A 25817-nucleotide genomic window follows, 5' to 3' on the forward strand; every position below is an offset into this window, starting at 1 on the left:
TTGACTAAGCCGTCGGCCGCACCAGAATCATCATATGGCGGGGGAATTTAGCATCGGCGACGAGGTGTCGATCTCGGCAACCATCGTCAGGATCATTGACGGCCGGGCAAGCATTGCGATCCCGAGCTACAACCACGCGCATTCGATTCCGGCACCGTGACGCTCTCGCCGGACGTTGTGCGGCTGGAGGCAAAGTATGTGCCGCCGAAGCGCAAGCGGCCTCTGGCGGCCCCATTACGAAATTATGGCAATTGCTTCACGCCACGCGATTCGCCTGAAAATATTTGAGCGTAGACGGCGTTGTGAAGGGCGAGGCCGCAACTCCGGCACATAACCGGACGAAGGGAATATCTCCGAAATCCTGCTTTGGAAGGAAGTAGCCCTTGTCGACCATTCTGGACATTCCCGTTGATAGCCGCATGTCCGGCTTTCGATAATAGACGTAACTGGGGCCATTGATGAACGGGTGTTCGCCGCCGGCAAACTGGCACGTTGTGTCGTGTTTGATCCCGGGCTTGATACTACACACCGATATCAGCAGGTGCTGACCGTCCTTGCAGGGTGCCGTCACGATAATGAACAGGTGCTTCAGATTCCCTGGACCTGAAGCTGGCCGACATCATCGCCAGCACGTATTCATTGCCGAACGCCTGCCAGTAGTTGAACGGGATCGCCACCTGCACGGTTGATCCGTCTTCCATGTCGAAGATGCAGCCCACCCATTCGCCTTTCGGCGCTGGGCCCAGGTGTATGCCGGTGACATGACGCGCCTTGAAGTCGCCGAACCGCTCCTGGAACGCCTTCTGATTTGCGCGCACCTTGGGGTCGTGTTGATCGCCGGCCTGCGGAATCTTGGAAGGATCGAAGTCGGGTAGATCTGCCATTTTCATCTCCTACCTGGCCTGCGGCCATTGCTGGCCATCGCTTCACTGAGGACGAACTGCTGAAGACGCTGCACGGGATCAAACTGCCCGATCAGGTCGATGACATCCTGCGGGCTCGTGCCGTATTGAAGCTTAAGGTTCACAGTCTTGCCCGAGAGACCGGAAGCGGGCGCCAGATTGGAGGTCGCAAGTCCGCCGCTGGCAAAACGCGGGATCGACATCGATCGGTTGAAGTTGTCGACAGCACCGCCAAGGCTGAAACCTCGAAGGCCGTCGAAGGAACCCTTGCCATAGTTCCAGGCGTCGAGCGCTTGGCGGCCGATCCGCTTCACCGCCTCGGCCGTGATGACGTATTCGCCGTTGCTCAGCCAAGCCAAAATCGAGTCCGTCTTCGGCCCACCGGGTCCGCTGACGAAGCCGCCGCCGGCGAAACCGCCGTGAGATCCACCGCCGTCCGATGACGATCCGGAGGCCGCCTGTGAGCGAAGGCTCTGCGCTGCCGCCGCTGCCGCGCGAAGAGATGCCAGGATGCTGGCGATTGCCGATTCGATCTGACTGGCAAGGCTTGTCACGACGCCCTGGAGCCCTGAGAAGCCGCCTTGCAGCAAAGCCCTGATGCCGTTGAGGATGGTCGAGAACTTGCCCGGCAACGTTTCAAACGGAGCCACGATGGCCTCCGCCGCTGCCTGGGCTGCACCGGCGTCAAGATTCCCCAATGCGCTTGTAAAACCGTCCGCGGCCTGCTGCGCGGCTGGTGCGATTTGGGCGATGCTGTTGGTGATCTCATTCGACACACCGTCGACCGAGTCACTGGTGCCGTCGACGCTGGATTTCAGACCGTCGATCGCCTGTTTGCCTTGTTCCGCACGCACGGCAACACCGTTCACGAGGTTGAAGGTTTCCGAGGTGAGCTTGTCGCCACCGCCGCGAATGACGGTGGTCGCAGTTACCGCATCGGCCAAGTCGGCAGCTTCGTCCGCATCCCTCAGGGCTATCACGACCTGTACGGTATCATCTCGGACGTCGGTGCTACGGCCACGCCTGAGACACTAGTTAACAGCGCGGCCAGAGGGGACCGCTGGATCAAAGTGCAGCTCGTTGGCGAGGTTTTGGAGGCGACCTTCGAACGCGGGATCAGCCAGTATCCGGCGATCAACGATCAGGTGCACCTCGTCGTCGAGGAGGATCTCGCCCGCATCTATGGGACCGCCGAAACGGGTCAGGTGACCATCGGAAGATTGTCGGGGGCCGAGAGCATCCCCGTCCGTGTCGATTTGGACAAGCTCGTGACGCGCCACTCCGCGGTATTGGGTCAACGGGCGCTGGCAAGTCGACGACAGTCACAAGTCTGCTGCGCTCCCTTTCGGTCGGCCAGGGTGACCACTCCGGTTTTTCGAACGCGCGGGTGCTGCTGATGGACATCCACGGCGAATACGGCCGTGCGCTTGGCGAAGTCGCCAAAGTCTTTCGTGTGAACCTGCTAGAGAATGAGGAGCGCCTCTACGTTCCCTATTGGGCACTCAATTTGGACGACCTGCTGACCTTCCTGCTCGGGAAGACCGAGGAGAAGGCGCTGACGGGGATTCAGGACCGCATTTTGAGAGCGAAAACCGCAGTGTCAGCTCAGATGAACTATCCGGGTGTTGATCCCAACTCGCTGACTGCTGACAGCCCTCTGCCGTTCAGCCTGAAATCGCTCTGGTTCGATCTGATCGGCCCAGAAATCAAAACATGGATGGAGAACACTCAGCAGAATTCGGCTCAGACCGCTCCCGGCGACGCCGAAACACTTACGGCGCCTACCTATCCGCTGCCTGGCCAAGGCAACACACCGCCGTTCGCAAACAAGTCGAATGTTCTTTCCATCCGACGACAGCTCGAACAGCTCCGGTCACGATTGCTGGATCGACAGTATGATTTCATGCTCCACCCTGGGCCTTGGGAGCCGAGCCTCAACGGAGCTCCGCAGAACGACCTGCCCCAACTGCTCGAGAGTTGGCTCGGGCACGATCGGCCGATCACGGTGCTGGATCTGTCGGGCGTGCCAAGCTCGATCCTTATGCGCCTAATTGGAGGCATCCTGAACATCATTTACGAGGCTCTCTTCTGGAGCCGCGAGATGCCCGAGGGCGGGCGGGCGCCCCCTGCTCGTGGTTATGGAGGAGGCACATCGCTACCTGGGCCGGGACGATGACAACCTTGCGCGGGACGCCGTCCAGCGCATTGTCAAGGAGGGCCGCAAGTTTGGCCTCGGCGCGATGATAGTGAGCCAACGCCCTTCCGAGATCGACGAGACCATTCTCTCCCAGTGCGGCACTTTCTTCTCGCTGCGCCTATCCAACTCGTCGGATCGCAGCAAGGTTCAGGCTGCCCTGCCCGACAGTCTAACCGGCATCGTGGACAGCTTGCCTGTGCTTCGTACGGGCGAGGCTGTGATCACCGGCGAGGCTGCCAAGTTGCCTGTGCGATGCAGGATAACGCTCCCCGAGGAAGGCAAGCGGCCCGCGAGCGAGGATCCGCGTGTTGCCCACAACTGGAGTAAGGGACGCGGCAACGAGAACTATGTGAACGTCACGGCTGCGTGGCGATCTCAGAACCCACGATGGACGGAGGAATGAATGGAACGACAGTCAGTAAGCTCGTCGAGTTTGGCTTCGGTAGGCTGTAACCCTGGTTCGGAGACACTTCAGGTGGAGTTCCTCGCTACCGGCAAGGTGTACGAATATTACAATGTCCCCCAATTCATGTACGATCGGCTGTTGGAAGCCTCCTCTATCGGACAATTCTTCAATGCAGAAATCAGAAACGTCTTCAATGCAGAAATCAGAAACGCCTATCCCTGCAACCCGATCTGATCGGCCAGTTCTGGTCGGTGCCGTTGCGGTGAAGTGAATTTCCAATGTCCGCATCGGCCATTCGTAATGTAGGTCGAACGACTGACTCGAAGGTGCATTGCCGCCGCCAGCTAACAACCGCTACGGATGAGGAAGGACAAGCAGTGCACTGGAAGGCTCAGACCTCTGTTCACTTGCTATGCGCTCAAATGTGCATATATTGTGCATATGGTCGGAGATTTGTCATGACTCACGCACAGCTCGCATCATCGAAAGTGGTCTCAGGCTTTGTTGATAGCCTGCAGGAGCCGCGCACACCTTATATCTCGCCGAAGCGCCTGTCGCAGGCGCTCGGCGTGAAGGTGGCCAACCTCGCCCAGTTGACCGGTGTTCACCGCAACACGCTGCGCAATCCCTCATCGGAGCGCCTGCAGGGTCGGATGCGCGAGATGGTGAAAGTGATCTCGGCCGCGACGGAACTCACCGGCGACGTCGACAAGGCGATTTACTGGTATCGCAACGAACCGATTGCCGATTATGGCCATCGCACGGCGGCCGAGCTCGTCGCTGACGGCCAAGTTGAAGTAGTCCTAGCCTTCATCCGGGATCTCGAGAACGGGGCGCGCGGGTGAAGGTCACCCGCGTCGGGCCGGACGAGATCTTCCATCGCTATCTGACACCCAAATGGGCTTTCCTGCCCACCAGCGGTGCAGGCGCGGCGAATGACGGCGGTCGTTTCAACCGGCCAGGCGTCGAAGCCCTTTACCTCTCCCGCGCACCTCAGACGGCGTTGGAGGAATACAAGCAGGGCGCCAGCATCACTCCGCCGGCCACCCTTGCCGCCTACAAGATAACGCTCGCCGACGTCGCCAACCTTTCGCAAGGATTTGATCCGGACATCTGGGATAGTGCCTGGAAGGAATGGGATTGTGCATGGCGCCAGATCGCGCGCCTCGACAAGAAAATCCCGCCATCGTGGAAGCTCGCGGACCTGATCATCACGGCCGGGCTTCGCGGCATCCTGTTCCCATCGCTGCGTCACGCCGGCGGCACCAATCTGGTGATCTTTCCGGCCAATCTTGTCGACGGCGATCATGTCGCGGTTCACGATCCCGATCACCGGCTGCCGCATGACCAGTCGTCCTGGTCCTGAGTCATCGACTGTCTCTGTGGTCGCATCGCGACAACGCCCCGCTCATGGCACCTGGTCCTCAACGATATCGTCCTCGCCCTCCCGATTCGCCAACCCGGCTGGAATACCGCCGGCGAGCAGCTTCTCCTTCGACAGCAGTCCTGCGTCCTCGAGCGCCTCGAAATCCGGCAGCTGGCGCAGCGTGTCGAGCCCGAACTGCGACAGAAAGTTTTTGGTCGTCACATAGGTATAGGGCGCGCCCGGCTGCGGGCTGCGCGGCCCCGAGGCGATCAGCTCCTGCCCCCGCAGCACGCCGATCAGATCCCGCGACACCTCCTTGCCGAAGAAGGAAGACAGCTCGCCACGCGTGATCGGCTGGAAATAGGCAATGCACATCAGCACGAGCGCCTCCGACTGCGACAGTTCTTTTGTCCCCTTCCCCGCCGTGCCAAATGCGGCGTGGATGATGTCGCCGAAGTCGATTTCGCCGATTCCTTCGAAGGCGAACTTTTGAAATCGCAGCCCGTCACCCTGATAGTCCGATGGCATCAGGTCAAAGCGCAGACGGCTCCTGGAAGGGTCAACGAATCCGAGCAATTGAGGATCGTCGAGGAAGATATCGATGTCGTGGCTTTCGCGATGGCTGATCTGGATCATCATAGCCGTCCCACCGCCAAACGACCATTCGAAGTCGTAACCGTGGGCATTCTCCCGAAGCTGGTCAATCAGATCTACGGCGATGCTAAAAAGCCGCCGCCATTCGGAAGGGCGCCGGCTGTCGCGTCCAGCCATTACGCGGCGAGCGGATAGCTCTCGCCGGACCAGGCAGAGAACTTGGCGGCAAACGCCTTCAGGTCGTCGACCGCGATGTGGTGCGCGGTTGCGAACTCGACTTGCTGGGCAAGAGGGACCTCGCCGAGAAAGGCGCTAATATGGCCGGGATGCTGCTTGGCCAGATCGATATCAGCAAGGCAATGCGCCAGCGCCACGTCGTCCAGTTGATCACTGTAGGGCGCGTTCACCGTCGTCAGGACTGAACCTAGATGCTTGCTCATGATGCGTGCAAGATATAGTCGTTTCAGGCTTGTCGCAAGTTGCCACCCTCTTCCGCACCCACCGGCGGTCTGCGACGTCAGCGTTGTTCTCGTGAGCGAAATCAGCCAAAATCGCCTCCAAGATCTCCGACGACGACGCACGGCGTTCCCTTGACGAAAAAAAGCGCGGATTTCCCACCGACCGGAGCCCGAGAGTGACCGAGCAAAAACCCGTCCGCCTGCCTGCCCCCGCCTCCGTCGAAACCGTGCTCGCGGCCTTAGAGCCGCAGTCGGCCGACGTCGATCTCGCCCCTGCCCTGCGCGGTTCCGCGGTCGAGACACAACAGCTCGCAGGGCCAGTCTACCGGGTGCGCGGCCGCTCCGGCGGCGGCATCGTCCACATGCGCAGTTTCCTGTCGCGCCGGACGCGCATCGAGCGCGAGCTGGCGCGAGGCGCAGCGGCCGAGCTGGCGGGGGTGAATGCCGGGGATTTCGACGGATGGCACAACCTGCAAGTCTGGGAAGCTGGGTTTGACTGGGTCTGAAGGGGCGACAGTGGACAGGCAGCTTCGCCAACCACCTCAAATTGCTATCGGGCGGCAATGTCTTTCGCCCTCGTGGAGCACGAGGGAAAACATGGCGAAACACGGACTGTCGGCACTGATGCGGATATTCTGAGGACGACCTTTCAAAAACAGGCCATGCAGGCGCGGACTGCTTTCTCTCGGTGGGGGCCGCGTTTGTTCCATTTCAGTAATTCGGCAGCGGCGCCCTCAACGTTGGAGCAGTGATACGTGGAGCCCATCTCACCCGTTGTCACAGGGACTGCAGGGCTAAACCATCTGAGCGCCATCGGGGAGGTTCCTCGTAGAGGCTGGCTTCTTCTGCATGGTCCAGCCGTTCAAGGAGTTCTTTGAGCCTATCCGGGATCGTTTCGTCAACGCGGAAGATGGGCAAGGTCGCCGTGTAGTGCTTCAATGCCTTTGAGCTAATCTGACGCCTGACAGACGCAGCTAGAGTCGTCGGCCCGTTGGCATTATCACGATCGGTCATGTCGGATTTGTCCCGCAATATCCGCGGCCCAACACCTGAGCCGGCGAATCGTTCCGAAATAATCAAAATTGTGGCAAGGACCCTTACGCGACTGACCAGCGAAGAAGGCCGACTAGGCCGGGAGCCCAATCGACCTCCATCTTCGCGGGGGACTTGGAGGGGACCAGTCCACCCGGTTCGAACCTTCATTTAGCTCTATCTAAAATAGATTGGCAACATACACCTTTGGATGGCAGAGCTGTCATTCTTCTTGATCCATGTCCCTCAAAGTCCGGTGTGCCGTTATGCAGGATCATTTATTTCTCCGAAGCCGGATCAGCCGAGCGCTGCAGCGCCGTCCGATCGTTTCATTCCCATTGCCAGCAGGTAACGGCGGATCGAGCGGCGTCGCTTTGACCTTGATCAAAGCTGGGCAACGCCATGACCGGTCCATGATAGCGAACGATTTGGCCGTTCAAGCCTAAAGTGGCCGTAAGCCATCGACAGGAGCGCATCCTATCGGCGTCCCGGCTCCAACACGCTCGCCGGTCGTCGGGCATAGGAAAGCTCGGTCTAAGCCTCTTCCTTCTTCGCTCTCGCAAAGCCGCGGTCCGTTGCGATGAACCGTTGAAGCATCGGCGCAATCAAGCGTGATGGATCGGCAGATGGCCGCCCGGTCTCGCGCCCAAGGATCTCTGCGTATTTCACCAAGTCGCGATGCAGAGGCGCCGGCAGTTCCACCGTAATCTTCACCGGCTTGTCGTCGGCGATCGTTGCAAGTTTCAACTTGGCCATGTCAACCTCCGTATGGTTCAAGGGCAAGGTCGCGGGTGACGAGGACGCGAACGGGAAACCCCGGCCGGATCGTGAGCGTCGGGGCGATAGCGAGTTGCCGCTGAACGACCTGTTGGCCTACCTGGCTGACGCTATCGGAAGCGCCGCTACGCAAAGCCCGCACGATATCGCTGTCTTGATCAGAAGAACCGGCCTGCGCGCCAACGCTCAGAATGGTCGACAACGCCGCGGCCTTGAACAACTCGCCCCAGTGATAGTCGACGGCATCCTCTAGGCCGGCATAGCCCTGAGCGTCCGCGCCAGGCTGCCGCTCCAGCACCATGGAGCGTCCGTCGGGAAAGATCAGCCTGTTCCAGACAAGCAGCACGCGGCGCTGCCCAGAACCAATCCCGCTATCGTACTGCCCAACAATTCGAGTGCCTTGCGGGATGAGCAGCGAGCGACCGGTGGGGCTGTCATAGACATTTTCGGTCACCTGAGCGCTGATCTGCCCGGGAAGGTCCGACCGGATACCTGTGACGAGCGCGGCCGGGATCACGGCACCGGCTTGAAGCACATAGGGTGACGCCGGAGGCGTGATGTGATCCGGGGCCACCGTACGCCGGTCAGCGGCGGCGGACAGGAAAGAAAGCTGGCGATCCTGCGCATTTGGCTGAGCGTACTGACCGGCAAGATCGCTAACAGCAGGAGCGAACGCTTCGGCGGTCCTGGAATCTCCTTGCGCTGTCTGGAAGAACACGCGCGAGGTTCTGGCCGCTTCCTCTTCGGCTTGCCGGCGCTGCTCGGCTTCGTCGATCGCGGGACTTGCGATTGATGGGGGCACCACGGCTTGCCCTTTGTTTTGGGCATCGAGAATCGGCCTGCCGAGATCGCCAGGCAGCGGCGGCCCAAGGATCGGGCCGGCATAGTCGCGCGGCAGTCTTGCCAACCCGTCGGCGGGCGGCCGATCGGAGGTAGCGTAGAGTTCCTCGCCCTGCTTGAATGTGTTGGCGTCCTGCAGAGCGTAAATCAGCGCGCCGCCGACACCGAGCGAGGCGACGAAGCCGATGCCTGCGAGCATCTTGCGCGACAGACGCGTCACACGCGGCGGGTCGGCGCGAAGCCGCATGGGTTCGGCCATATTCTTCTCGTTCATGGCTGCAGCGCTCCCCTGTGCATTGCGTTCGGCAGCTCCGCCGCGGTGCTGTCGCTTGGGCCCCGCCACAACCCATCGCTTCTTCTGTCGACGCGCACTACCCGGACCGTCTGCTGCCGCTTGCCTGCGCCAAGACGCAGTTCGGCCGCACCAAAAAGCCGGTCGATGATGAGGATGTTTTGATAGACGCGGCTGTTGGTGATTTCAGCCTCGCCGTCCGGACCGATGACGAAAATCGGCGGCATCTCGCCTTGCACGATGCCGCGCGGAAACTCGACATAGACCCTGCGGCCATCGTCATAGGCGCTCACCGGCTTCCAGGGCGGGCTGTCGCCGGTGAGGCCGTAGCGATAGTTGCGCACCGTAACGTCCGGTATGACCGGCGTCGCGGCGATCGTCTGCAGGAGGCCCGCTTTCAGAGCCGGATAGGACCACGCAACGGCGGGCATGTAGGGCTTCGCGCCTGAGCGTAGCTCAAGCATATAGCTGCGCCGGTCCGTGGCGATGATAAGGTTCGTTGTGATGTCCGCGCGCGAGGGTTTCACCAGGACGTGGACCCGTCGAGCAATGCCGGACCCGCTTTCGGTGTCGCCGATGATCCAGCGCGCGGTATCACCTGCCGCGATCGGACCTTCTCCGGTCAGGCTCTCGCCCGGCTCAAGCGCGATGTCCGTTATCTGGCCAGGTGAGGCGTAGACCTGGTAGAGCGCTCCTTCGCTCCATGGGTAGATCTGAATCGCGTTGTAGTAGCCCTCACGGCGCGGTTCCACGCGCGCCGCGGCGTTTGCATTCTCGACACGGGCGGCCGGCGTTTCCCCGATGGCGCCGCCTCTCGCGGGCGCCCAACCTGGTGGCACGCGAAGAGGTTTCGGCCGTTGGTCGGTCGCGGCGGCTGGAGCCGGCGGCAAGGGCGGAACATAGGTATCGTAGCTGATCTTCGGCGGCTTCTTCGCAGGCGTGGCGCAACCCGCAAGCAGCGTCGTCCCCGAGACCAGCGCCGACAGCAGATATCTTGGGAAAGTCGTGCGGGCAACAAGACGCGATGTCGGGCTCATTGGCTCATCTCCCGCGACCAGTTGATGGCGTTGACGTAAATACCGAGCGGATTGGCGCGAAGCCGTTCGGCGTCGCTTGGCATCTGCGTCACGATCGTCAGGATCGCGGTCCAGCGCTCGGTGCCTGAAAGCTGACCGTTTTCGTAGTGGTGCTCGATCCAAGCGACACGAAAGGAGCCCGGCGAGGCTCTGATGACCGACGAAATGTCCACTGCGACCTGCTGCTTGCCGACCTTGGAGAAAGGATCCGCAGCGCGCGCATAGTCGTTGAGCGCCGCCGCGCCCAGGTCGGTGGTCCAATCATAGGCGCGCAGCCAGTCCTGGCGCAGGATGATCGGGTCAGCGGGGATGGAGCGTACCTGCTCGATAAAGCGGGCGAGATGCCACGCGATCTGCGGATCGGTCGGCTTATAGTCGGCGGTTGCGGGCTCGATCGCTTGAGCCTGGCCGAGCTTATCGACCTGCACGACCCACGGCACGACCGTGCCGCGGCCCGACTGCCAGACCAGCGAGGTGGCGAGCCCCGCCGACAGGATGAGCGACCCGAACGCCATGGCGCGCCAGTTGCGTGCCTGCACGCGTGCGGAGCCGATGCGTTCATCCCAGATCTGCTCCGCCTTTTGATAGGGGGTTTCTGGTCGAGGGCTCTTGCCGTAATGGACGGCGGGGCGCCTAAAGATGTTCATTTCGTCATTCGCCTTCAGAAAGAGAAATCGAGGCTCCGCCGCCATGGCTGTCACCGGCGCGCACCGCGCGGGCGGCGGTCTGGACGCCGTGGGCGAGGCGTTGAGAGCGATGCAAGCGTCTGGCCCATTCGGGCTGTCCTTGAGTGCTGGATGGCTTGCCCACGCCGGACGCGGTTGACGCAGCGGCGCCGCCAATCGTTCCCATGGTCGACGAGCCGCCGGTGATTTCAGCGGCCGAACGGGCGCCAGTGGCGAAGCTCGAGCTAAGCGATTGACCGGCGTTTGCGGCGGCGCGCTTGAGTGGAGAGGCTGCCGCCGAAGCGCCAGCGCGCGCAATGCCGCCCAGGCCGGAGGCGATGCCCACCACGCCAGACTGGCCGGCGGCGCCGAGCGTATAGGCAGCCGAGCCGCCGCCAGCGAGTGACGTCCCGCCACGCGCGGCCGACGCCACCCCCGCGAATGCGGCTGTCCCGCCTCGCGTCGCGAGGCTGGCTGCTCCGTAGCCTGCAACTGCGATGCCGCCCGCCGCAAGGCCAGTCCCGACGGCCGCACCGGCGCCGAGCTGCGGTCCACCCGCGACGAGGCCGCTGGCGATGCCAGGACCGAAGATGCCGAGGCCAAGCAGCGACAGCGCCGCCAGCACGATCGCCATGGCCTGGTCGATGGTGGGGCTCTCGCCGCCGAAGCCTTGGGTGAATTCGCCGAAGAGCGTCGATCCGATGCCGATGACCACGGCAAGCACCAGAACCTTGATGCCGGACGAGATGACGTTGCCGAGCACGCGTTCGGCCATGAAGGCCGTCTTGCCGAAGAAGCCGAAGGGGATCAGCACGAAGCCGGCCAGCGTCGCCAGCTTGAACTCGATCAGCGTCACAAAGAGCTGCACCGCCAGGATGAAGAAGGCGAGCAGGACGAGCGCCCAGGCAAAGAGCAGGCAAGCAATCTGGATGAAGTTTTCAAAGAAGGAGATGTAGCCCATCAAACCGGAGATCGCCTCAAGCAATGGTCGTCCGGCGTCGAGGCCGGTTTGCGCCACCTTGCCCGGGTGCAGCAGGTCCTGTGCCGAGAAGCCGGTTCCACTCGCCTTGAGCCCAAGGCCGGAGAAACTCTCGAAGACGATTTGGGCGAGGCTGTTCCAATTCGAAATCAGGTAGGCGAAGACACCGACGAAGAGCGTCTTCTTGACCAGCCGCGCGAGGATGTCGTCATCGGCGCCCCAGCTCCAGAAGAGCGCGGCAAGTGTCACGTCAATGACGATCAGCGTGGTGGCAACGAAGGCGACCTCGCCGCCGAGCAGGCCGAAACCGCTGTCGATATAGCGGGCGAAGGTGGCCAGGAATTGGTCGATGACGCCGGTATTGCCCATGTCTATCGAGCCTCGTGGGGGCGAGCATCCGGCGACCGCGAAGCGGCGGGCTCGCTTAGCGAACTCCCCGACGGCCTTTCGAGACCGAGGAAGCGATTACGCTGTTCGGCCCACAGCCGCGCACATCCATCCTCACGCAGGGCAGCCTCGCCGAGGGCCTGGCAGCGGCGCAGGCCATCGGGAAGCGGATTCGGCACCGAGGCCGCCGGTGTGTGCGGGCCCTCCCCCACCGGCTTGTCTTCCTTCCCGCTCATCTCGAGCGCCGTCGCCGTCATGGCGACGGCGACGAAGACGACGGCCACGAGGCGAGCGAGGGGTTTACCGTCCATGGCCATCGACCTCAGCGGTTGAACATCTGGACCGAGCCGGCCTGGTAGCCGGAGCCTGGGATCAGGAAGCGGCGGCGTTGCTCACGGCCCTGATCGACCGCGGCGGCACGTTCGGCCTCGCTCAGCGCCTGGGCGCGACCATTGGCGGCTACCAAGGCGGTCAGGTCCGCAAGCTGCTGGCCCTGGAGCGCAAGCAACTGGTTGCCAGCTTGTGTCGCCTGCAGCGCACCGGTCGCCGATTGGCTGGCGCCGACCAACGCCGACATCTGCGCGCGGCCGGTGTCGATGTTTGCGACGACGCCCGCCTGGACGCGCATTGCGTCCTGGAGACCGCCCACTGTGTTTTGCCAGCGCGAGCGCGCGTCCGTGACGAGTTGCTGGTCGGAAACAGAGAGCGAGACGCTGCTGTATTGCTGCTGAAATGCCTTGTCGACCTGCTGGACGTCGAAGGCGATGTTGTGTGCTTCGCCGAGAAGCTGTTGCGTGCGCTGTACCGACTGTTGCAGTTGCTGCAGCGATGACAAAGGCAGGCTGGCGAGGTTGCGCGCCTGGTTGATCAGCATCTGGGCCTGGTTCTGAAGCGAGGTGATCTGGTTCGTGATCTGCTGCAGCGAACGCGCAGCCGTCAGGACATTCTGGGAATAGTTCGATGGATCAAACACGATGAAGGCATGCGCTGGCGCAGTCATCATCGGCGAGATCGCGGTCGGCGTGGCGAGCGTCGCCGCGACCAGAAGAAGGACGCGCCGGCGGCTCTGACGAATAGTCATGGTTTGGAGTCCTTTTCAGGTTCGGGAACGGTGAGGTCGGGAATGAGGTCGGCGGCCCAGCCGACGTCGCGGGCACGCAGCCAGGCCGACAGGAAGCCGTCGCGGCCATGCTCGGCGATGATGCTGCCGATCAGGGCCTGATCGCTCTTCGAGGATGCGGCGCAAAGTGCCAGCCCGACCTCGGACAGGCCGAGCTCGAAGAGACGGTTGCCGCGACGGGACTGGCAGTAATAATCGCGCTTGGGTGTGGCTCGCGCCAGGATCTCGATCTGGCGGTCGTTCAGGCCGAAGCGGCGATAGATGGCGGTAATTTGCGGCTCGATCGCGCGTTCGTTGGGCAACAGCAGCCGGGTTGGACAGCTTTCGATGATCGCCGGCGCGATAGCCGAATTGTCGATGTCGGAGAGCGACTGCGTGGCGAAGACGACGCTGGCATTCTTCTTGCGGAGCGTCTTCAGCCATTCGCGCAACTGCCCTGCGAACGCGTCATCGTCGAGGGCAAGCCAGCCTTCGTCGATGATGAGCAGGGTCGGACGACCGTCGAGCCGGTCGCCGATGCGATGAAACAGATAGGACAGGACGGCCGGCGCGGCCTGCGTGCCCACCAGACCTTCGATTTCGAACGCCTGCACGGATGCCTGCCCGAGATGTTCGGCCTCTGCATCGAGCAGCCGGCCGTTCGGGCCACCGACACAGTAGGGCCGAAGCGCCTGCTTCAGGTCATTGGCCTGCAGAAGCACGCTGAGCCCGGTGATGGTGCGCTCCTCGACCGGAGCCGAGGCGAGCGAGGTCAGCGCCGCCCAGATATGCTCTTTTGCGTCCGGGGTGATCTGGATGCCCTCGCGCGTCAGGATCGCGACGATCCAGTCAGCCGCCCAGGCGCGCTCGTATGTGTCATGAACGCGGGCGAGCGGCTGCAGCGAAACGGAAGCATCCATGCCTTCGGTGAGATGACCCCCGAGATCGTGCCAGTCGCCGCCCATGGCGAGCGTCGCCGCGCGGATCGAGCCGCCGAAATCGAAAGCGACGATCTGAGTGTTGCGGTAGCGGCAGAATTGCAGCGCCATCAACGCCAGCAGCACCGACTTGCCGGCGCCGGTCGGGCCGACGACCAGCGTGTGACCGACGTCGCCGACATGAAGAACCAACCGGAACGGGGTCGAACCTTCGGTCTTGCCGTAAAGCAAGGGAGGACCGACCAGATGCTCGTCCCGTTCCGGCCCCGCCCACACGGCAGAAAGGGGGATCATGTGGGCGAGATTGAGCGTCGAGATAGGCGGCTGACGGACATTGGCATAGGCGTGCCCGGGCAATGAGCCGAGCCAGGCGTCGACGGCGTTGACGGTCTCGACAATGGCCGTGAAGTCGCGGCCCTGGATGATTTTCTCGACAAGCCGCAGTTTCTCGTCGGCCACGCGCGGGTCGCAATCCCATATGGCGATGGTGGCGGTGACATAGGCCATGCCAGCCATGTCGGCGCCGAGCTCCTGCAACGCGGTGTCGGCGTCGGCCGCCTTGTTGGCGGCGTCCGTGTCGAGGAGTGCTGATGCCTCATTGGTCATCACCTCCTTCAGGATCGAGGCGATGCTCTTGCGCTTGGCGAACCATTGCCGCCGTATCCTGGTCAAAAGGCGGACAGCGTCGACCTTGTCGAGCAGGATCGCGCGGGTCGACCAGCGGTACGGGAAGGCCAGCCTATTGAGGTCATCAAGCAGGCCGGGTGTCGTGGCGGTCGGAAAGCCGACGATGGTGAGCACGCGAAGATGCTTGTCGCCAAGCCGCGGTTCGAGCCCGCCGGCGAGCGGCTCGTCGGCCAGCAGCGCATCGAGATAGATCGGGGTCTCGGGGACGCGCACCGGATGGCGCTTGGTCGAGATGGTCGAATGCAGGTAGGTCAGCGTTTGGCCATCATCGAGCCAGTGACATTCAGGCATGAACCCGTCGAGCAGGGACAGCACGCGCTCAGTCCGGTCGACAAAAGCGCGGACGATCTCGCCCGGATCCGCGCCCGACTGGTCGCGACCCTCATAAAGCCAGCCTTCGGCGCGCGTGGCGTCCGCGGGCGGCGCCAGGAAGAGGAATGTCAGAAAGTAGCTCGATACGAAGTGAACCCCTTCCTCGTCGAAGTCGGCTTTGCGCTCGGCATCGAGCAGGCCGGAGGCCGCGTTGGGAAACTGGCTTTCGGGGTAAGAAGCCGCTTCGTGCCGCTGCGCTTCGACGAAGATGCTCCAGCCCGAGCCGAGACGACGAAAGGCATTGTTGATGCGCGATGTCACCGCGACAAGTTCCGCCGCTACGGCGGAATCGAGATCGGGTCCGCGAAACCTCGCGGTGCGCTGAAAGCTGCCGTCCTTGTTGAGCACGACCCCGGGGGCGACGAGTGCCGCCCAAGGCAGAAAGTCGGCAAGGCGAGCAGCAGTCCGGCGGTATTCGGCGAGGCTCATCATAGCGGCGCCCTCAAACCGACAGATGCCCGGGCAGCCGCAGGTGCCGGCGTGCGACTTCGAAAAAAAGCGGATCCCGCCTGGCGGCCCACACCGCCGTTAAATGACCGATAGCCCATATGAGAAGACCGACCAGCCAGAGCCGCAGCCCAAGACCGACGGCGCCCGCCAACGTGCCATTCAGGATCGCGATTGCACGCGGCGCGCCCCCGAGCAGGATCTGCTCGGTCAGCGCCCGGTGCACGGGCACCGTCCACCCCGGCACTGTGTCGAGCTGTTCGAATCCGGTTGTCATCAGATCAACGCTCCACCGCCGAACGAGAAGAACGAAAGGAAAAAGCTTGATGCCGCGAAGGCGATCGAAAGGCCAAAGACGATCTGGATCAGCCGCCTGAAGCCGCCTGAGCTGTCGCCGAAGGCCAGCGTCAGGCCGGTGACGATGATGATGATGACGGCGATGATCTTGGAGACCGGTCCCTCAACCGACTGCAGTATCTTCTCGAGCGGCTGTTCCCACGGCATCGAGGAGCCGGACGCAACGGCGACCGGCGCGACCATGAGGTTGAAGGCAATGGCGGCGCTGGCCGCGGCCAGGCCGGCGCGGCAGCGCGAAAGCAGGCGGGTCATGAAATCTCTCCTGTGTTGATCGGGGTAGCTTCAGCAATGCGATAATCGCCATCGGGCCCCAAACCCTCGACCCGGACCAGTTCGACAAGCCGTCGCTCCGCGCCGCGTCCGGCGAGCACGGCGACAAGGCCGATCGTGTCGGCGATCAGCGCACGCGGGACAGTGACGACGGCCTCCTGGATCAGCTGTTCAAGTCGGCGCAGAGCGCCAATACCGGAGCCGGCATGAAGGGTGCCGATGCCACCGGGATGCCCGGTGCCCCAGGCCTTGAGCAGGTCCAGCGCTTCGGCGCCGCGCACCTCGCCGATGGGGATGCGATCGGGCCGCAGGCGCAGCGAGGAACGAACCAGGTCGGAAAGCGTGGCGACGCCATCCTTGGTGCGCATCGCGACGAGGTTGGGGGCCGCGCATTGCAGTTCGCGGGTGTCCTCGATGATGACGACCCGGTCCGTCCCTTTCGCCACTTCGGCGAGCAGCGCGTTGGTCAGGGTCGTCTTGCCCGTCGACGTGCCGCCGGCAACGAGAATGTTTGCGCGGCCCGCAACCGCGGCGCGCAAGACAGCGGCGTCGCCAGAAGTCATGATGCCCGCCGCGACATAGTCATCGAGCGTGAAGACGGCGACCGCGGGCTTGCGGATCGCGAAGGCCGGCGCGGCGACCACCGGCGGCAGCAGGCCTTCGAAACGCTCGCCGCTTTGCGGCAACTCGGCTGAGACCCGCGGTGACCGGGAATGGACCTCGGCGCCGACGTGATGGGCGACCAGACGCACAATCCGCTCGCCAGCGGCAGGCGCGAGCATTTCCCCCGTATCGGCCAAACCTTCAGAAAGCCGATCCACCCAGATCCGGCCGTCAGGGTTCAGCATGACCTCGACGATCGCGGGATCGTCCAGGAACCGGGCGATGGCGGGTCCGAGCGCGGTGCGCAGCATACGGGAGCTGCGCGCGCGTCCTTCGGTATCGTTGTGCGAGATAGCCATCCTGTCCCCGTTGGATCGGGAACTCGTCGAGCAGCTCCCGGTCGGGATGAGCAAGAAAAGCCTGGAGCGGCCGGATTCAACAGCTTTCGACTGCCGTCGTAGCGCAGCGAGCAACAACCGCCGAACGGCGGCGCCGAGGTCAGTTAGCTTTATGGCGGCATATCGGGGCGTTCCAAGATCGGCGGAATATAAACTTCAGCAATCATATGTACATGTTTATTGACACCGGACTCCCACCGGGTTTATGAGATCGCCTGGCAGTGGCGGCGATCGCCCTTTCCACGGCGCGGAGGATTGTCATGCGGTTCGGTCCCGAGGACTCGGCGCCAAGTGGTCGTTTCCAAATATGCTCGAAGGGCCCCGACAGTCGCAACGCCGCGCCCTTGACGACAAAGGGCGGTGAAGCGTCATGAGCATGCTAGACATCTGGCTTGGGATCCTGCAAGGACTGCGGATAACGGCAGCGGTCACCGCCTATGGCTTGGTTTTCGCAGTGCCCTTCGCGCTTGTTTTCGGCGTGGCCCAGTTTCTGACCACCGGCTTTACGCGCTTTCTGGTCACCGCAATAATCGAATTCTGGCGCAGTTCAGCGGTCGTCGTCCTGCTCTTCGTCTTTTACTACGTTCTGCCGGTCATGGGGGTCACTCTATCGGCAATGACCGTCAGTGCATTGGTGCTCGGCCTCAATAGCGGCGGCTATGCCAGCCAAGCGGTGCGGGCCGGGCTCCAATCTCTTCCTGCCGGCCAACGCGAGGCTGGCATGGCGCTCGGCCTCTCGCGCCCGGCGATCCTGCTTCTGATCGAGCTGCCCCAGGCGTTGGTCGCCATGAGTCCCACATTCGTCAACAACCTTATTCAGCTCGTCAAGGCGACTTCCCTCGTCTCGTTGGTCACGCTGACGGACATGACCTTCCGCGCCAAGGAAATCTCGCAGACCGAATACGACCCGGTGGCGATCTATTCGGCGCTGCTGCTGGCGTTCTTCGTCGTCTGTTATCCGATCGCGCTCGCCGGCCGCTGGCTCGAGGCGCGGGTCAACCCCGAAAGAGGAACGCCCCGTGGGATTTGACCTCGACTTCGCGCTCTCGACAATCCCGACCATTATCGGTGCGATCGGGACTACCCTGCTCGCCACGGTCTTGAGTTGCCTCGGTGCGTCGGCGCTTGGCTTCGCTTTCGAAATGATCCGCCGCGGGGGCGGTGCGCCTGGCCTCGCCGTGCGCTTCCTTATCGACTTCATCCGCTCGACGCCGGTCTTGGCCTGGCTCTATTTCCTTTACTTCGTCATGCCCTTCTATGGGATCCGGCTTGGCGCCATGACGGTGGGCATACTGGGGCTAAGCCTGTATTACAGCGGTTATCTGGCGGAGGTGTTCAAGGCGGGCATCGACGCTATCCCGAGGGGCCAGCAGGAAGCAGCCAGAGCCTTGTCGCTCACACGCCGCGACACGGTCATGTTCGTCATCGCACCCCAAATGCTGCGCAACATCGCCGCGCCGCTGGGCAACTACCTGGTTTCGATCCTTAAGGCGACGCCTTATCTCGCGATACTGGCCGTGCCGGAAATGCTCGGGCGCGCCTTCGATATCGCTTCCGAGACCTATCGCTATGCGGAGCCGCTGACCGTCGCCGGCGTTCTGTTTCTCGCCCTGGCGCTGATCATTTCATATGGAGTGAAGCGCATCGAGAAGCTCCTGCTTGCGAGCGGGCGCCGCTGATGCTCGACCGGCGCGCGCTTCCGACTTCGACGCTTCAATCCGTCCCCCTCGTGCGGATCAACGGCCTCAACAAGTGGTTCGGTGCCGTGCACGTTTTGAAAAGCATAGATCTGACCTTGGGAGCGGGTGCACGCGTCGTCATTTGCGGGCCGTCCGGGTCCGGCAAGTCGACATTGGTTCGCTGCATCAACGGTCTTGAGCGTTTCCAAAAGGGCACGATAGAATTCGAAGGGAGAAGTCTGGGAAAAACCGATCGCGATGCCGCGACGGCGCGCCGGCTGACAGGCATGGTGTTCCAAAGCTTCAACCTCTTCCCTCACCTCACCGTGCTTGCCAACTGCACGCTGGCGCTGCGCCGGGTCCTCTTGAAATCGGCGCACGAGGCCGAAGAGATCGCCATGCGGCATCTGACCGCGGTGCACATCCCCGAAAAGGCACGGGCCTATCCGGCTGAGCTGTCGGGCGGTCAACAACAGCGAGCGGCGATCGCGCGCGCTCTCTGTCTCGATCCCCGCATCATGCTGTTCGATGAACCCACCTCGGCTCTCGATCCGGAAATGATCAAGGAAGTGCTCGACGTCATGGTTGCGCTGGCGCGAAGCGGCGTGACCATGGTCTGCGTGACGCATGAGATGGGCTTTGCGCGCGAAGTCGCCGATGAGGTCGTTTTCATGGATGAAGGCCGCATCGTCGAGCACGCGTCTTCCAGTGATTTTTTCTCTAGAGCCGCTCATCCGCGCGCCAGGCGGTTCCTGGATACCATCCTGAGCCACTGAGAGCTGATCCTGTGAACCGCGCACGCAAACCGGCGCGATCGCCGACATGACAATTGGATCGACGCCGGAATCGCCGCGCGGACTACCAGTCCGGCGCGAATGCGTAACCAGCAGAGCGGACCGTCCGGATCACGTCGCTTCCCACAGATGCCCGAAGCCTTTTGCGCAACCTGGCAATATGAACATCAACACCCCGTATATCGGTTGCGGCGGCGTGTTCAGGCCATGCGGTCGCGACCAGTTCCTCGCGGCTGAAGACCTTTCCAGGTTGCGCCAGAAGGCTGCGCAACAGTTTGAACTCTATCGGTGGCATGACGATTTCTTTTTGTTTGAAGAATGTCCGGTGGGTCTGTCGCTCCAACCGGAAATCACCCTGCACCAGATCCCCTGTCTTGGTTTCCCGCGCGTGCTTCGCGACCCCTGCCTTGCCATGCAGCCAGGTCAGAAGCTGCTCGGGCGCAAACGGCCGCGAAAATATCTCGTCGACGCCCGCTTTGATAAGGTCCAGGTGCAGTTTGCCGGAACGAGGCGCAACCAAGCCGACAAGGGGCGTTGCTTTTGTCGCTTCGTCCGACTTCAGCGCCAGGCATTGCTTAGCGATTGCGCGGTCGCCCGCATGACAGTCCAGGATGACGGCAAGCGGCGCCGCCGCCTTGATGGCGGGGGCAATCTTCGTGTCTGCCGTGATCAGCCGGGCTTCGAAGCCTGCCACCGAAAGGATGTGCCCGTAAACCAGAAAGAAATCCGGGTCCTTCGAAGAGATCAGGACCAGCGGCGTCATGAGTCGATCAACCGAATTCGGTGCATCATAGGGCTGACTACCGCGCAAGTGGGCGCGAGACAATATCCCCTGGCGGGCGAACTTTTAGCTCCCGGTGGGTATCATCCTAGATTTTGTCTGCAAGTATGACGCCGCTGATGCCATAAGCGCGGCGCGTCTGCTCGATAGCCTCAGGGGTTACATCGATAAGCAGCGCGATGATGTCGCCATCCGGATGCTCGAGAGAGTTGCCGAGCTCGAAAAGTGTCCAGCCAAGCGCACGCAGGCGTTTCGGCCAGAATGTTTCGCACACCACGCTGATCTGTCGAATCCCCAGACTTTGGGCCGTCTCAAGAAGACCGCACAGAACAAAGCCGGCGATCGGCGACGACGCTCCGTGCGTGCGAAGCGATGGAACGACAAAAAAACGCGTCCATTCGAAAATGTCTGCCGCTCTCGGAGGCGTGCCGCCGGCGAGAACTGGGAAGACCTCGCTCATCAGATGCGGCTCCAGCGTCGGAACAAGACGGGAGCCGCCGACGATCTTGCCGTTGGTATCGAGCGCCAGAACATAAACCGCATGCTCGTTGTCGAAGGCGTCGATCTCGATGTTGATGGGCCGGGCGACGGCGCGCCATCGTCTGTGCTTGACGTATGCGAAAATAGCGCTCCAGCACTTTTCTATACTGCTTCCTGTTTTCCCAGGTGACCAAGTGCACACGAACCATGACGCCTCCAGGCGGAGGTCGTAGGAAAACGGACTTTCCGTACGTATGACGGTATTCAGGTATTGTTAAATCTGGATTTCCTGCCGTCGCAGCGCCTTGACGATGGCATGGGACACGTTGATCGCGTCGAGCTTTCCTCGTATGTTGCGTTGATGGCTCTCGACCGTGTTTCTGGTGACGCCGAGGATGCAGGCGATGTCTTCGGTGGATTTGCCTTGTGCGCTCCACTCCAGAAGTTCGCGCTCGCGCGCCGTCAATGGCGTGGGCTGATCTCCCCCGCCAGGTGTTCCTAACGCTGAAAGGCTCCGGAACGTATGTACGCAGAGCGTCTCGATGAAGGGCATGGCGCTCGGCGGGAATTCAATCCGGTCACTCGCGGCGGTGACCACGCCGGGACCTGACAGCGGGACGTGTACCGGGACGCAGATACCTTGTTTCATCCCGAACTCCGCCGCCTCGTCCATCACCAATCTTGCGCGTTTAAACAGTCTTGCGGCTGGAAGGTCGCCCCACAGGAAGGGCTGTGGCGAGTGCCGGCACTGCGCTACGCAAGGATCATGCAGAAAATGCTGCTCCGAGACATATCGAAAATACCATTCGGGAGGCCATCCGTCGCCCAGGATCTCGCGTTGCCAGTCCGCGTCGTGCGGCACCGGCAGGCCGGTGATCAGAAAATTGCGCAATCCATACCGCCCCATGATGGAGCGAAACTCTTGCAGGATTGCATCAATTGACCGCGCAGTGTCGATCCTTGAGATTGCTACGAAAAGATCAGCAACACCTTCGCTCTGCATTGGCAGACCTCGACAAAAGCCAAGCCGCACGCCGCGCCACAACTTATGCGCGTCTCCACGTTCTTCAATGGGACCTAGAGCGAATGTACACTGCAGGAGTCAATTAGACGGCTAAAGTCGACAAAAAGCGGGCGTTCAATATCTCGAAAGAACATGTGAGCCTTCATTCAGTCGACTTCGCAACCCCTTGTTTCGTCACACGCACAGCCTTCGATGGAACGGCCGCGATCAACTCTTGCGGCTCGACATCCAAGGCCTTCGCCAGGATCTCGACTGTATCCAGCGTGGCGTTGCGCCGACCGGCCTCGACGCTGCTGATATAGGCTCGCGTGCGGCCCGAAACGAAAGACAACTGCTCCTGAGACAGTCTTCTTTCTCTCCGTAGCCGCTGCACGTTCAAACCAAAAACGCCGCGCAGTTTCATTGAACAACGGATGCTACGACGCGCACTATGGTGCGACACACTATAGTGCACATTCCGCATTGACAGCGGTGCGGTTGGCTGTTTGAAACAACCAGCGAATTCATCGTTTCCTGACACAGGAATAGCCATGTCGAGCCGGCCGTTTCGCGACCTCGCGCACAACGTACAAGTGCATTCCTCTGGCGAGATTAGCCGACCCAGAACGGAAGAAAGCCGGGTCCTGGAATTCGTCTGCATCCGATGCGATGCTTCCTACCCCGCCGATGTCATCATCGACTCCAAGGGATGCGCGCGGTGTCAGCAAACCGCACCCGCAAATCTTCGGCCGGTTTATGCCGATCCTCCTCCTCATCCCTTGGACGGTGCCACCTCCTTGCGCTCGCTATGGCGTTTTGCGCATATGCTGCCTTGCACAGCCGCGGATGCAGTGAGCCTTGGGGAGGGTTTGACGCCGTTGCTTGCGGCGCCGCGCATCGGCGCATTTCTCGGTGTTCCCAACCTCGCAATCAAGGACGAAGGCCGAAACCCGACCTGGTCGCATAAGGACCGCTTCTCGACCATCGCGGTCAGCGTGGCGCGGGCGCGTGGCGCAAAGATCATCGCGACCGCCTCCTCTGGCAACGCCGGCGCTTCGCTGGCGGCTTACGCAGCTAGAGCCGGGCTGAAGTGCGTTGTCACCACCTTCGCCGGGTCGGCCGGCGCGATGCTGGCGCAGATCCGAAAATATGGCGCGACCGTGCTGCCCCTGGTCAACAAAATGGACCGATGGTCCCTGCTGGACCAGGCGGCTGCCCGCTATGACTGGTTCATTGCCTCGCCCTATCACGGTCCGGTCGTCGGCAGCCATCCACTCGGCATAGAGGGCTACAAGACGATCGCCTACGAGATCGTCGAGCAATCGAATGGCACGGCGCCGGACTGGTGCGTCCTGCCGGTCTGCTATGGCGATGCATTGTCGGGCGTGTGGGCGGGCTTTTGCGAGTTGTACGCGCAAGGGACGATCACGCAGCTGCCCCGGCTCGTCGCCGCGGAGGTGCACGGGTCATTAGCGGACGCTCTCGCCAGCGGCGCCGATGCCTTGAGCGAACGCAAGATGCTCTTCGACAGCCTCGCCGTATCGATCGGCACGCCACGCAGCACCTTCCAGGCTTTGAAGGCTCTGCGCGAATCCGGCGGGCACGCAGTGCCCGTCGACAATCGCGGCCTGATCGCAATGCAGGAACGCCTTGCGCGGGACGAAGGGATCTTTGCCGAACTGGCGTCGGTCACACCGCTGATCGCAATATCCACGTTGAGGGATCAAGGGATCATCGCAGCCGCAGACCGCGTCGTGGCCGTTGTGACCGCCAGCGGTCTCAAGGACCTCGATCGGTCCACTGGAACGAACGAACACGATCAGATCTTCCAGACGACGGAAGACGCCTGGCGCTGGCTCGACAAAAGCGGGCTGGATCTCGCCTTATAGGTTGTCGACCGCACCAATAGCCGACGGCACCTCACTTGTTGCCTGCGTCTCCAGCACATCGTCGAGACGGCGGCGCAGCCAAAGAAAGCGAGTCCATTGCGTCTCTGCGGCCGGTGCGATTGTCGTCAGCGTCCTCGGCTCAGACGGCTCTTTGCAGGGCCAGCCAGGCAAGGTCGCAAGCCAGTCGTCATTGTAGACAGTTTCGGCATGGCGATGGCCTTCGTCAGGCATGATGACCACGACCTGTGCGTCCGGAAGGGTCGTTGCAACCCATTGTGCGACCAACGCGGCGGCGCCGCTGGTCGGCCCCATGAAGATGCCGTGCTCGCGCAGCAAACGGTGCGCACTCAGATACGCCGGATAGGCGCCGACCCAATGGATCTCGTCGACAAGCTCATGCCTGACATTTTTCGGCAGAACGCTGTTGCCCAAGCCCCGCAGCATGCGTTTGCCGACGGGCTGCCCAAACAGAATGCTGCGATGGGTATCGACGGCAAACACCGTCAGATGGGGAAAGACCGTTCGCAGAAAAGACGCGGTGCCGCATAGCGAACCGCCTGTGCCGACGCAGCCGACCAGGCAGTCAATCTTTCCCACTGCCCTGATGAAAAGTTCAGCCAGCCGCGCATAGGCGAGCCAGTTTCCCGGACTGTCGTATTGGCGGGTCCAGAAGCCCTCCGGCTCCTTGGCCAGGATTTGCTGCAGGCGCTCAAGCCGGCCAGGCTGATTGCCGTCACCGCGCGGATCATCAAGTGCGATGACCGTCGCGCCGATGCGCTCCAGCCGGGCTTTGTATTTGGCATCGATAAGCGTTGAAGCGGTGACGAGGGTAAGGCGATAGTCACGCGCCGCCGCGAGCAGCGCCACCGCCATGCCGAACGTGCCGGACGTCGTCTCGACAATGTGGGAGCCTGCCTTCAGTTCGCCATTCGACGCTGCCCGATCCAGAATGTAGCGGGCCGGCATCAGCTTCATCAACGGAAAAGCCGCCGCCACTAGATTTGGCGCCAGGCGAGCAAGGCGCGGGGTCTCAAGGTCCCTGAAATAGTCAACTCCGAGGGTCACCATGTCCAGCCCTCCGCATTGACCAGATGGACCTCGACTTCCTTGAAGCCGGCGCGTCTTATCTGTTGCGCGACCAAAGCTGCCCGTCGCTTCAGATTCGATGCGAGAAGATCGAAAATCAGACCAAACAACGAGCCGCTATGGGCGACTTGCACCCCGCACGCTCCGGCTCGCCTGGCAATTTCGGCGACCTCCTCGAAACCCTGTTTCGGCAAGTGCCGTTGACTGATCACCGCACTGGCAGAGGCGGCGCGTCCGAGAAGATTTGGATCCTGAAGGTAAACCGCCCGCGCCACCAGCGCCCGAAGGACGCCGAATTCCTGGATTTCGGCACTGTCGTAGCGCGCCGGCGGCAGCTGCAATGTGTCGACGGGGACGCCGCCATTCGCCTTGAACCCGACCAGAAGCAGCGGCGGCAGCGAGCCGCCGAAATTCTCGATCACCGTGCCCTCGCGTTGCGCGAACAGGACCGCATGCTCATCGAATGCGATCGCATCGCTGGCGCGCTCGGCGGCAACGGCGAGACGCCCTATGCTCGAGGGCCGCAACTGGACCTTGAGGGCCGCGGCTACGGCGCGAATGGAAGCGACGACGTCCGCGGTCGATGAGCCGTAGCCGTGCCCCACGGGAATCGAGCTTTGAAGCGTCAGCACGCCACCGCCGGTTACGCTCAAGAAATTGAGCGTGAGCCGCGCGGCTGCCGACGCCTTGACCTTATGATCAGGGTGGACAACGACCGTATCGCCGTCGCTCTTGGCAAAGGTGGCCTCGGACCTCAAACCGGCGATCGGCAGCGTGACGAGCCCGCGATGAAGGCGCCCGCCATCATCCTTGAAGACGCCCTGGATGAGTTCGCCGTGATGCGCTATCGCCGCTCCCGTCCCGATCGAAGACCGCAGCGTTTCACCGCTCATAAGATCGCCGGCGCCAGCCATTTTCATCTCCCCCACGCTTTCTCGCAGCGCAGAAGGATGGCGCCGACGG

General features: G+C 62.2%; 33 protein-coding genes and 1 pseudogene. 11 read left to right on the forward strand and 23 right to left on the reverse strand.

All coding sequences use genetic code 11. The features are described 5' to 3' along the window. The first annotated feature begins 34 nt into the window (after positions 1-34). Positions 35-160: a hypothetical protein gene (locus FJ492_RS29515; RefSeq protein WP_281406455.1), complete on the forward strand. Its 126-nt coding sequence runs from the start codon at positions 35-37 to the stop codon at positions 158-160. Between the two features lie 96 nt (positions 161-256). Here FJ492_RS29515 and FJ492_RS28870 read toward each other — a convergent pair whose 3' ends face one another. The 3 genes from FJ492_RS28870 to FJ492_RS24115 all read right to left on the reverse strand — a co-directional run bounded on the left by FJ492_RS28870 (position 257) and on the right by FJ492_RS24115 (position 1846). Next, on the reverse strand, positions 257-394 hold the full coding sequence (locus tag FJ492_RS28870) for a hypothetical protein (protein ID WP_181166077.1): 138 nt from the start codon (positions 392-394) through the stop codon (positions 257-259). A 127-nt stretch (positions 395-521) separates the two neighbouring features. Further along, entirely contained in the window at positions 522-884 is a 363-nt protein-coding gene (locus FJ492_RS24110; protein WP_140751602.1) for a hypothetical protein, read from the reverse strand. Positions 885-886: 2 nt separating this feature from the next. Further along, positions 887-1846 carry a hypothetical protein gene (locus FJ492_RS24115; RefSeq protein WP_140751600.1) on the reverse strand — a complete coding sequence of 320 codons (960 nt, stop codon included), beginning with the start codon at positions 1844-1846 and terminating at the stop codon, positions 887-889. A gap of 324 nt (positions 1847-2170) precedes the next feature. On the opposite strand from FJ492_RS24115, the pseudogene FJ492_RS28880 reads away from it, so the two are divergent. The 5 genes and pseudogenes from FJ492_RS28880 (at position 2171) to FJ492_RS24135 (ending at position 4871) form a co-directional block, all read left to right on the forward strand. After that, positions 2171-3078: pseudogene (locus tag FJ492_RS28880) on the forward strand (ATP-binding protein). After that, positions 3041-3502: an ATP-binding protein gene (locus FJ492_RS28885; RefSeq protein WP_246676112.1), complete on the forward strand. Its 462-nt coding sequence runs from the start codon at positions 3041-3043 to the stop codon at positions 3500-3502. Before FJ492_RS28880 ends, FJ492_RS28885 begins: the two are co-directional and overlap by 38 nt. Next, positions 3503-3739 carry a KTSC domain-containing protein gene (locus tag FJ492_RS24125; RefSeq protein ID WP_140751598.1) on the forward strand — a complete coding sequence of 79 codons (237 nt, stop codon included), beginning with the start codon at positions 3503-3505 and terminating at the stop codon, positions 3737-3739. It begins immediately after the preceding gene. Positions 3740-3963: 224 nt separating this feature from the next. Then, the gene (locus FJ492_RS24130; protein WP_140751596.1) at positions 3964-4350 is read left to right on the forward strand and encodes a DUF2384 domain-containing protein; all 387 of its coding nucleotides are present in this window, start codon (positions 3964-3966) and stop codon (positions 4348-4350) included. After that, positions 4347-4871, forward strand: a complete 525-nt coding sequence (locus FJ492_RS24135) for an RES family NAD+ phosphorylase (RefSeq protein WP_140751594.1) — start codon at positions 4347-4349, stop codon at positions 4869-4871. Before FJ492_RS24130 ends, FJ492_RS24135 begins: the two co-directional genes overlap by 4 nt. A 42-nt stretch (positions 4872-4913) precedes the next feature. On the opposite strand, the gene FJ492_RS28890 is transcribed toward FJ492_RS24135, so the two are convergent. Further along, positions 4914-5642: an SMC-Scp complex subunit ScpB gene (locus tag FJ492_RS28890; RefSeq protein WP_140751592.1), complete on the reverse strand. Its 729-nt coding sequence runs from the start codon at positions 5640-5642 to the stop codon at positions 4914-4916. Next, positions 5642-5905: a hypothetical protein gene (locus FJ492_RS24145; RefSeq protein ID WP_140717720.1), complete on the reverse strand. Its 264-nt coding sequence runs from the start codon at positions 5903-5905 to the stop codon at positions 5642-5644. Before FJ492_RS24145 ends, FJ492_RS28890 begins: the two co-directional genes overlap by 1 nt. A 194-nt stretch (positions 5906-6099) precedes the next feature. Here FJ492_RS24145 and FJ492_RS24150 point away from each other — a divergent pair, with 194 nt between their 5' ends. Beyond that, entirely contained in the window at positions 6100-6429 is a 330-nt protein-coding gene (locus tag FJ492_RS24150) for a hypothetical protein (protein ID WP_246676106.1), read from the forward strand. 271 nt (positions 6430-6700) lie between these two features. On the opposite strand, the gene FJ492_RS24155 is transcribed toward FJ492_RS24150, so the two are convergent. The 12 genes from FJ492_RS24155 to trbB all read right to left on the reverse strand — a co-directional run bounded on the left by FJ492_RS24155 (position 6701) and on the right by trbB (position 17103). Continuing rightward, positions 6701-6937 carry a hypothetical protein gene (locus FJ492_RS24155; RefSeq protein ID WP_140751590.1) on the reverse strand — a complete coding sequence of 79 codons (237 nt, stop codon included), beginning with the start codon at positions 6935-6937 and terminating at the stop codon, positions 6701-6703. A gap of 552 nt (positions 6938-7489) precedes the next feature. Next, entirely contained in the window at positions 7490-7711 is a 222-nt protein-coding gene (locus FJ492_RS24160) for a DUF2274 domain-containing protein (protein ID WP_140751588.1), read from the reverse strand. 1 nt (position 7712) lies between these two features. After that, on the reverse strand, positions 7713-8846 hold the full coding sequence (locus FJ492_RS24165; RefSeq protein ID WP_140772629.1) for a TrbI/VirB10 family protein: 1134 nt from the start codon (positions 8844-8846) through the stop codon (positions 7713-7715). Then, positions 8843-9901, reverse strand: a complete 1059-nt coding sequence (gene trbG, locus FJ492_RS24170) for a P-type conjugative transfer protein TrbG (protein WP_140772615.1) — start codon at positions 9899-9901, stop codon at positions 8843-8845. The genes FJ492_RS24165 and trbG overlap by 4 nt, the downstream gene beginning before the upstream one ends. After that, positions 9898-10587 (reverse strand): conjugal transfer protein TrbF, encoded by a 690-nt coding sequence (trbF, locus tag FJ492_RS24175; RefSeq protein ID WP_140751584.1) that lies wholly within the window; start codon positions 10585-10587, stop codon positions 9898-9900. The genes trbG and trbF overlap by 4 nt, the downstream gene beginning before the upstream one ends. Positions 10588-10591: 4 nt before the next feature. After that, positions 10592-11953, reverse strand: a complete 1362-nt coding sequence (trbL, locus tag FJ492_RS24180) for a P-type conjugative transfer protein TrbL (RefSeq protein WP_140751582.1) — start codon at positions 11951-11953, stop codon at positions 10592-10594. Positions 11954-11955: 2 nt separating this feature from the next. Further along, a complete protein-coding gene (gene trbK-alt, locus FJ492_RS24185; protein WP_140772617.1) occupies positions 11956-12282 on the reverse strand; it encodes a putative entry exclusion protein TrbK-alt in 327 nt (108 codons plus the stop codon). Between the two features lie 11 nt (positions 12283-12293). Then, positions 12294-13052: a P-type conjugative transfer protein TrbJ gene (trbJ, locus tag FJ492_RS24190; protein ID WP_140772619.1), complete on the reverse strand. Its 759-nt coding sequence runs from the start codon at positions 13050-13052 to the stop codon at positions 12294-12296. After that, a complete protein-coding gene (trbE, locus tag FJ492_RS24195; RefSeq protein WP_140751576.1) occupies positions 13049-15499 on the reverse strand; it encodes a conjugal transfer protein TrbE in 2451 nt (816 codons plus the stop codon). Before trbE ends, trbJ begins: the two co-directional genes overlap by 4 nt. A 10-nt stretch (positions 15500-15509) precedes the next feature. Beyond that, positions 15510-15791: a VirB3 family type IV secretion system protein gene (locus FJ492_RS24200; protein ID WP_140751574.1), complete on the reverse strand. Its 282-nt coding sequence runs from the start codon at positions 15789-15791 to the stop codon at positions 15510-15512. Further along, the gene (locus FJ492_RS24205) at positions 15791-16123 is read right to left on the reverse strand and encodes a TrbC/VirB2 family protein (protein WP_140751572.1); all 333 of its coding nucleotides are present in this window, start codon (positions 16121-16123) and stop codon (positions 15791-15793) included. The genes FJ492_RS24200 and FJ492_RS24205 overlap by 1 nt, the downstream gene beginning before the upstream one ends. Then, a complete protein-coding gene (gene trbB, locus FJ492_RS24210; protein ID WP_140751570.1) occupies positions 16120-17103 on the reverse strand; it encodes a P-type conjugative transfer ATPase TrbB in 984 nt (327 codons plus the stop codon). Before trbB ends, FJ492_RS24205 begins: the two co-directional genes overlap by 4 nt. 409 nt (positions 17104-17512) lie before the next feature. Here trbB and FJ492_RS24215 point away from each other — a divergent pair, with 409 nt between their 5' ends. From FJ492_RS24215 to FJ492_RS24225, 3 genes are read left to right on the forward strand one after another with little or no spacing between them, the layout of a single operon-like run. Continuing rightward, the gene (locus FJ492_RS24215) at positions 17513-18172 is read left to right on the forward strand and encodes an amino acid ABC transporter permease (RefSeq protein WP_140751568.1); all 660 of its coding nucleotides are present in this window, start codon (positions 17513-17515) and stop codon (positions 18170-18172) included. Next, complete coding sequence (gene ehuD, locus FJ492_RS24220; RefSeq protein WP_140751566.1) at positions 18162-18821, forward strand: ectoine/hydroxyectoine ABC transporter permease subunit EhuD; 660 nt, start codon at positions 18162-18164, stop codon at positions 18819-18821. The genes FJ492_RS24215 and ehuD overlap by 11 nt, the downstream gene beginning before the upstream one ends. Beyond that, positions 18821-19597 carry an amino acid ABC transporter ATP-binding protein gene (locus FJ492_RS24225; RefSeq protein ID WP_140751564.1) on the forward strand — a complete coding sequence of 259 codons (777 nt, stop codon included), beginning with the start codon at positions 18821-18823 and terminating at the stop codon, positions 19595-19597. Before ehuD ends, FJ492_RS24225 begins: the two co-directional genes overlap by 1 nt. 82 nt (positions 19598-19679) lie before the next feature. On the opposite strand, the gene FJ492_RS24230 is transcribed toward FJ492_RS24225, so the two are convergent. The 4 genes from FJ492_RS24230 to FJ492_RS24245 all read right to left on the reverse strand — a co-directional run bounded on the left by FJ492_RS24230 (position 19680) and on the right by FJ492_RS24245 (position 22303). Beyond that, positions 19680-20378 (reverse strand): response regulator transcription factor, encoded by a 699-nt coding sequence (locus FJ492_RS24230; protein ID WP_140751562.1) that lies wholly within the window; start codon positions 20376-20378, stop codon positions 19680-19682. Between the two features lie 106 nt (positions 20379-20484). Further along, positions 20485-21078, reverse strand: coding sequence for an acyl-homoserine-lactone synthase (locus tag FJ492_RS24235; protein ID WP_246676107.1), 594 nt, complete (start codon positions 21076-21078; stop codon positions 20485-20487). A 72-nt stretch (positions 21079-21150) separates the two neighbouring features. Continuing rightward, on the reverse strand, positions 21151-21879 hold the full coding sequence (locus FJ492_RS24240; RefSeq protein ID WP_140772621.1) for a LuxR family transcriptional regulator: 729 nt from the start codon (positions 21877-21879) through the stop codon (positions 21151-21153). Positions 21880-22042: 163 nt separating this feature from the next. Beyond that, on the reverse strand, positions 22043-22303 hold the full coding sequence (locus FJ492_RS24245; protein ID WP_140751556.1) for a helix-turn-helix transcriptional regulator: 261 nt from the start codon (positions 22301-22303) through the stop codon (positions 22043-22045). Positions 22304-22430: 127 nt separating this feature from the next. Here FJ492_RS24245 and FJ492_RS24250 point away from each other — a divergent pair, with 127 nt between their 5' ends. After that, positions 22431-23768 (forward strand): threonine synthase, encoded by a 1338-nt coding sequence (locus tag FJ492_RS24250; protein WP_246676108.1) that lies wholly within the window; start codon positions 22431-22433, stop codon positions 23766-23768. On the opposite strand, the gene FJ492_RS24255 is transcribed toward FJ492_RS24250, so the two are convergent. Next, positions 23763-24836 (reverse strand): PLP-dependent cysteine synthase family protein, encoded by a 1074-nt coding sequence (locus tag FJ492_RS24255; RefSeq protein ID WP_140751554.1) that lies wholly within the window; start codon positions 24834-24836, stop codon positions 23763-23765. The genes FJ492_RS24250 and FJ492_RS24255 overlap by 6 nt on opposite strands. Further along, positions 24830-25768, reverse strand: coding sequence for a kinase (locus tag FJ492_RS24260; RefSeq protein WP_348640974.1), 939 nt, complete (start codon positions 25766-25768; stop codon positions 24830-24832). The genes FJ492_RS24255 and FJ492_RS24260 overlap by 7 nt, the downstream gene beginning before the upstream one ends. Positions 25769-25817: the final 49 nt, after the last annotated feature.

Origin of the sequence: Mesorhizobium sp. B2-5-4, from assembly GCF_006441095.1 — a bacterium.
GTDB classification, from domain to species: Bacteria; Pseudomonadota; Alphaproteobacteria; order Rhizobiales; family Rhizobiaceae; genus Mesorhizobium; species Mesorhizobium salmacidum.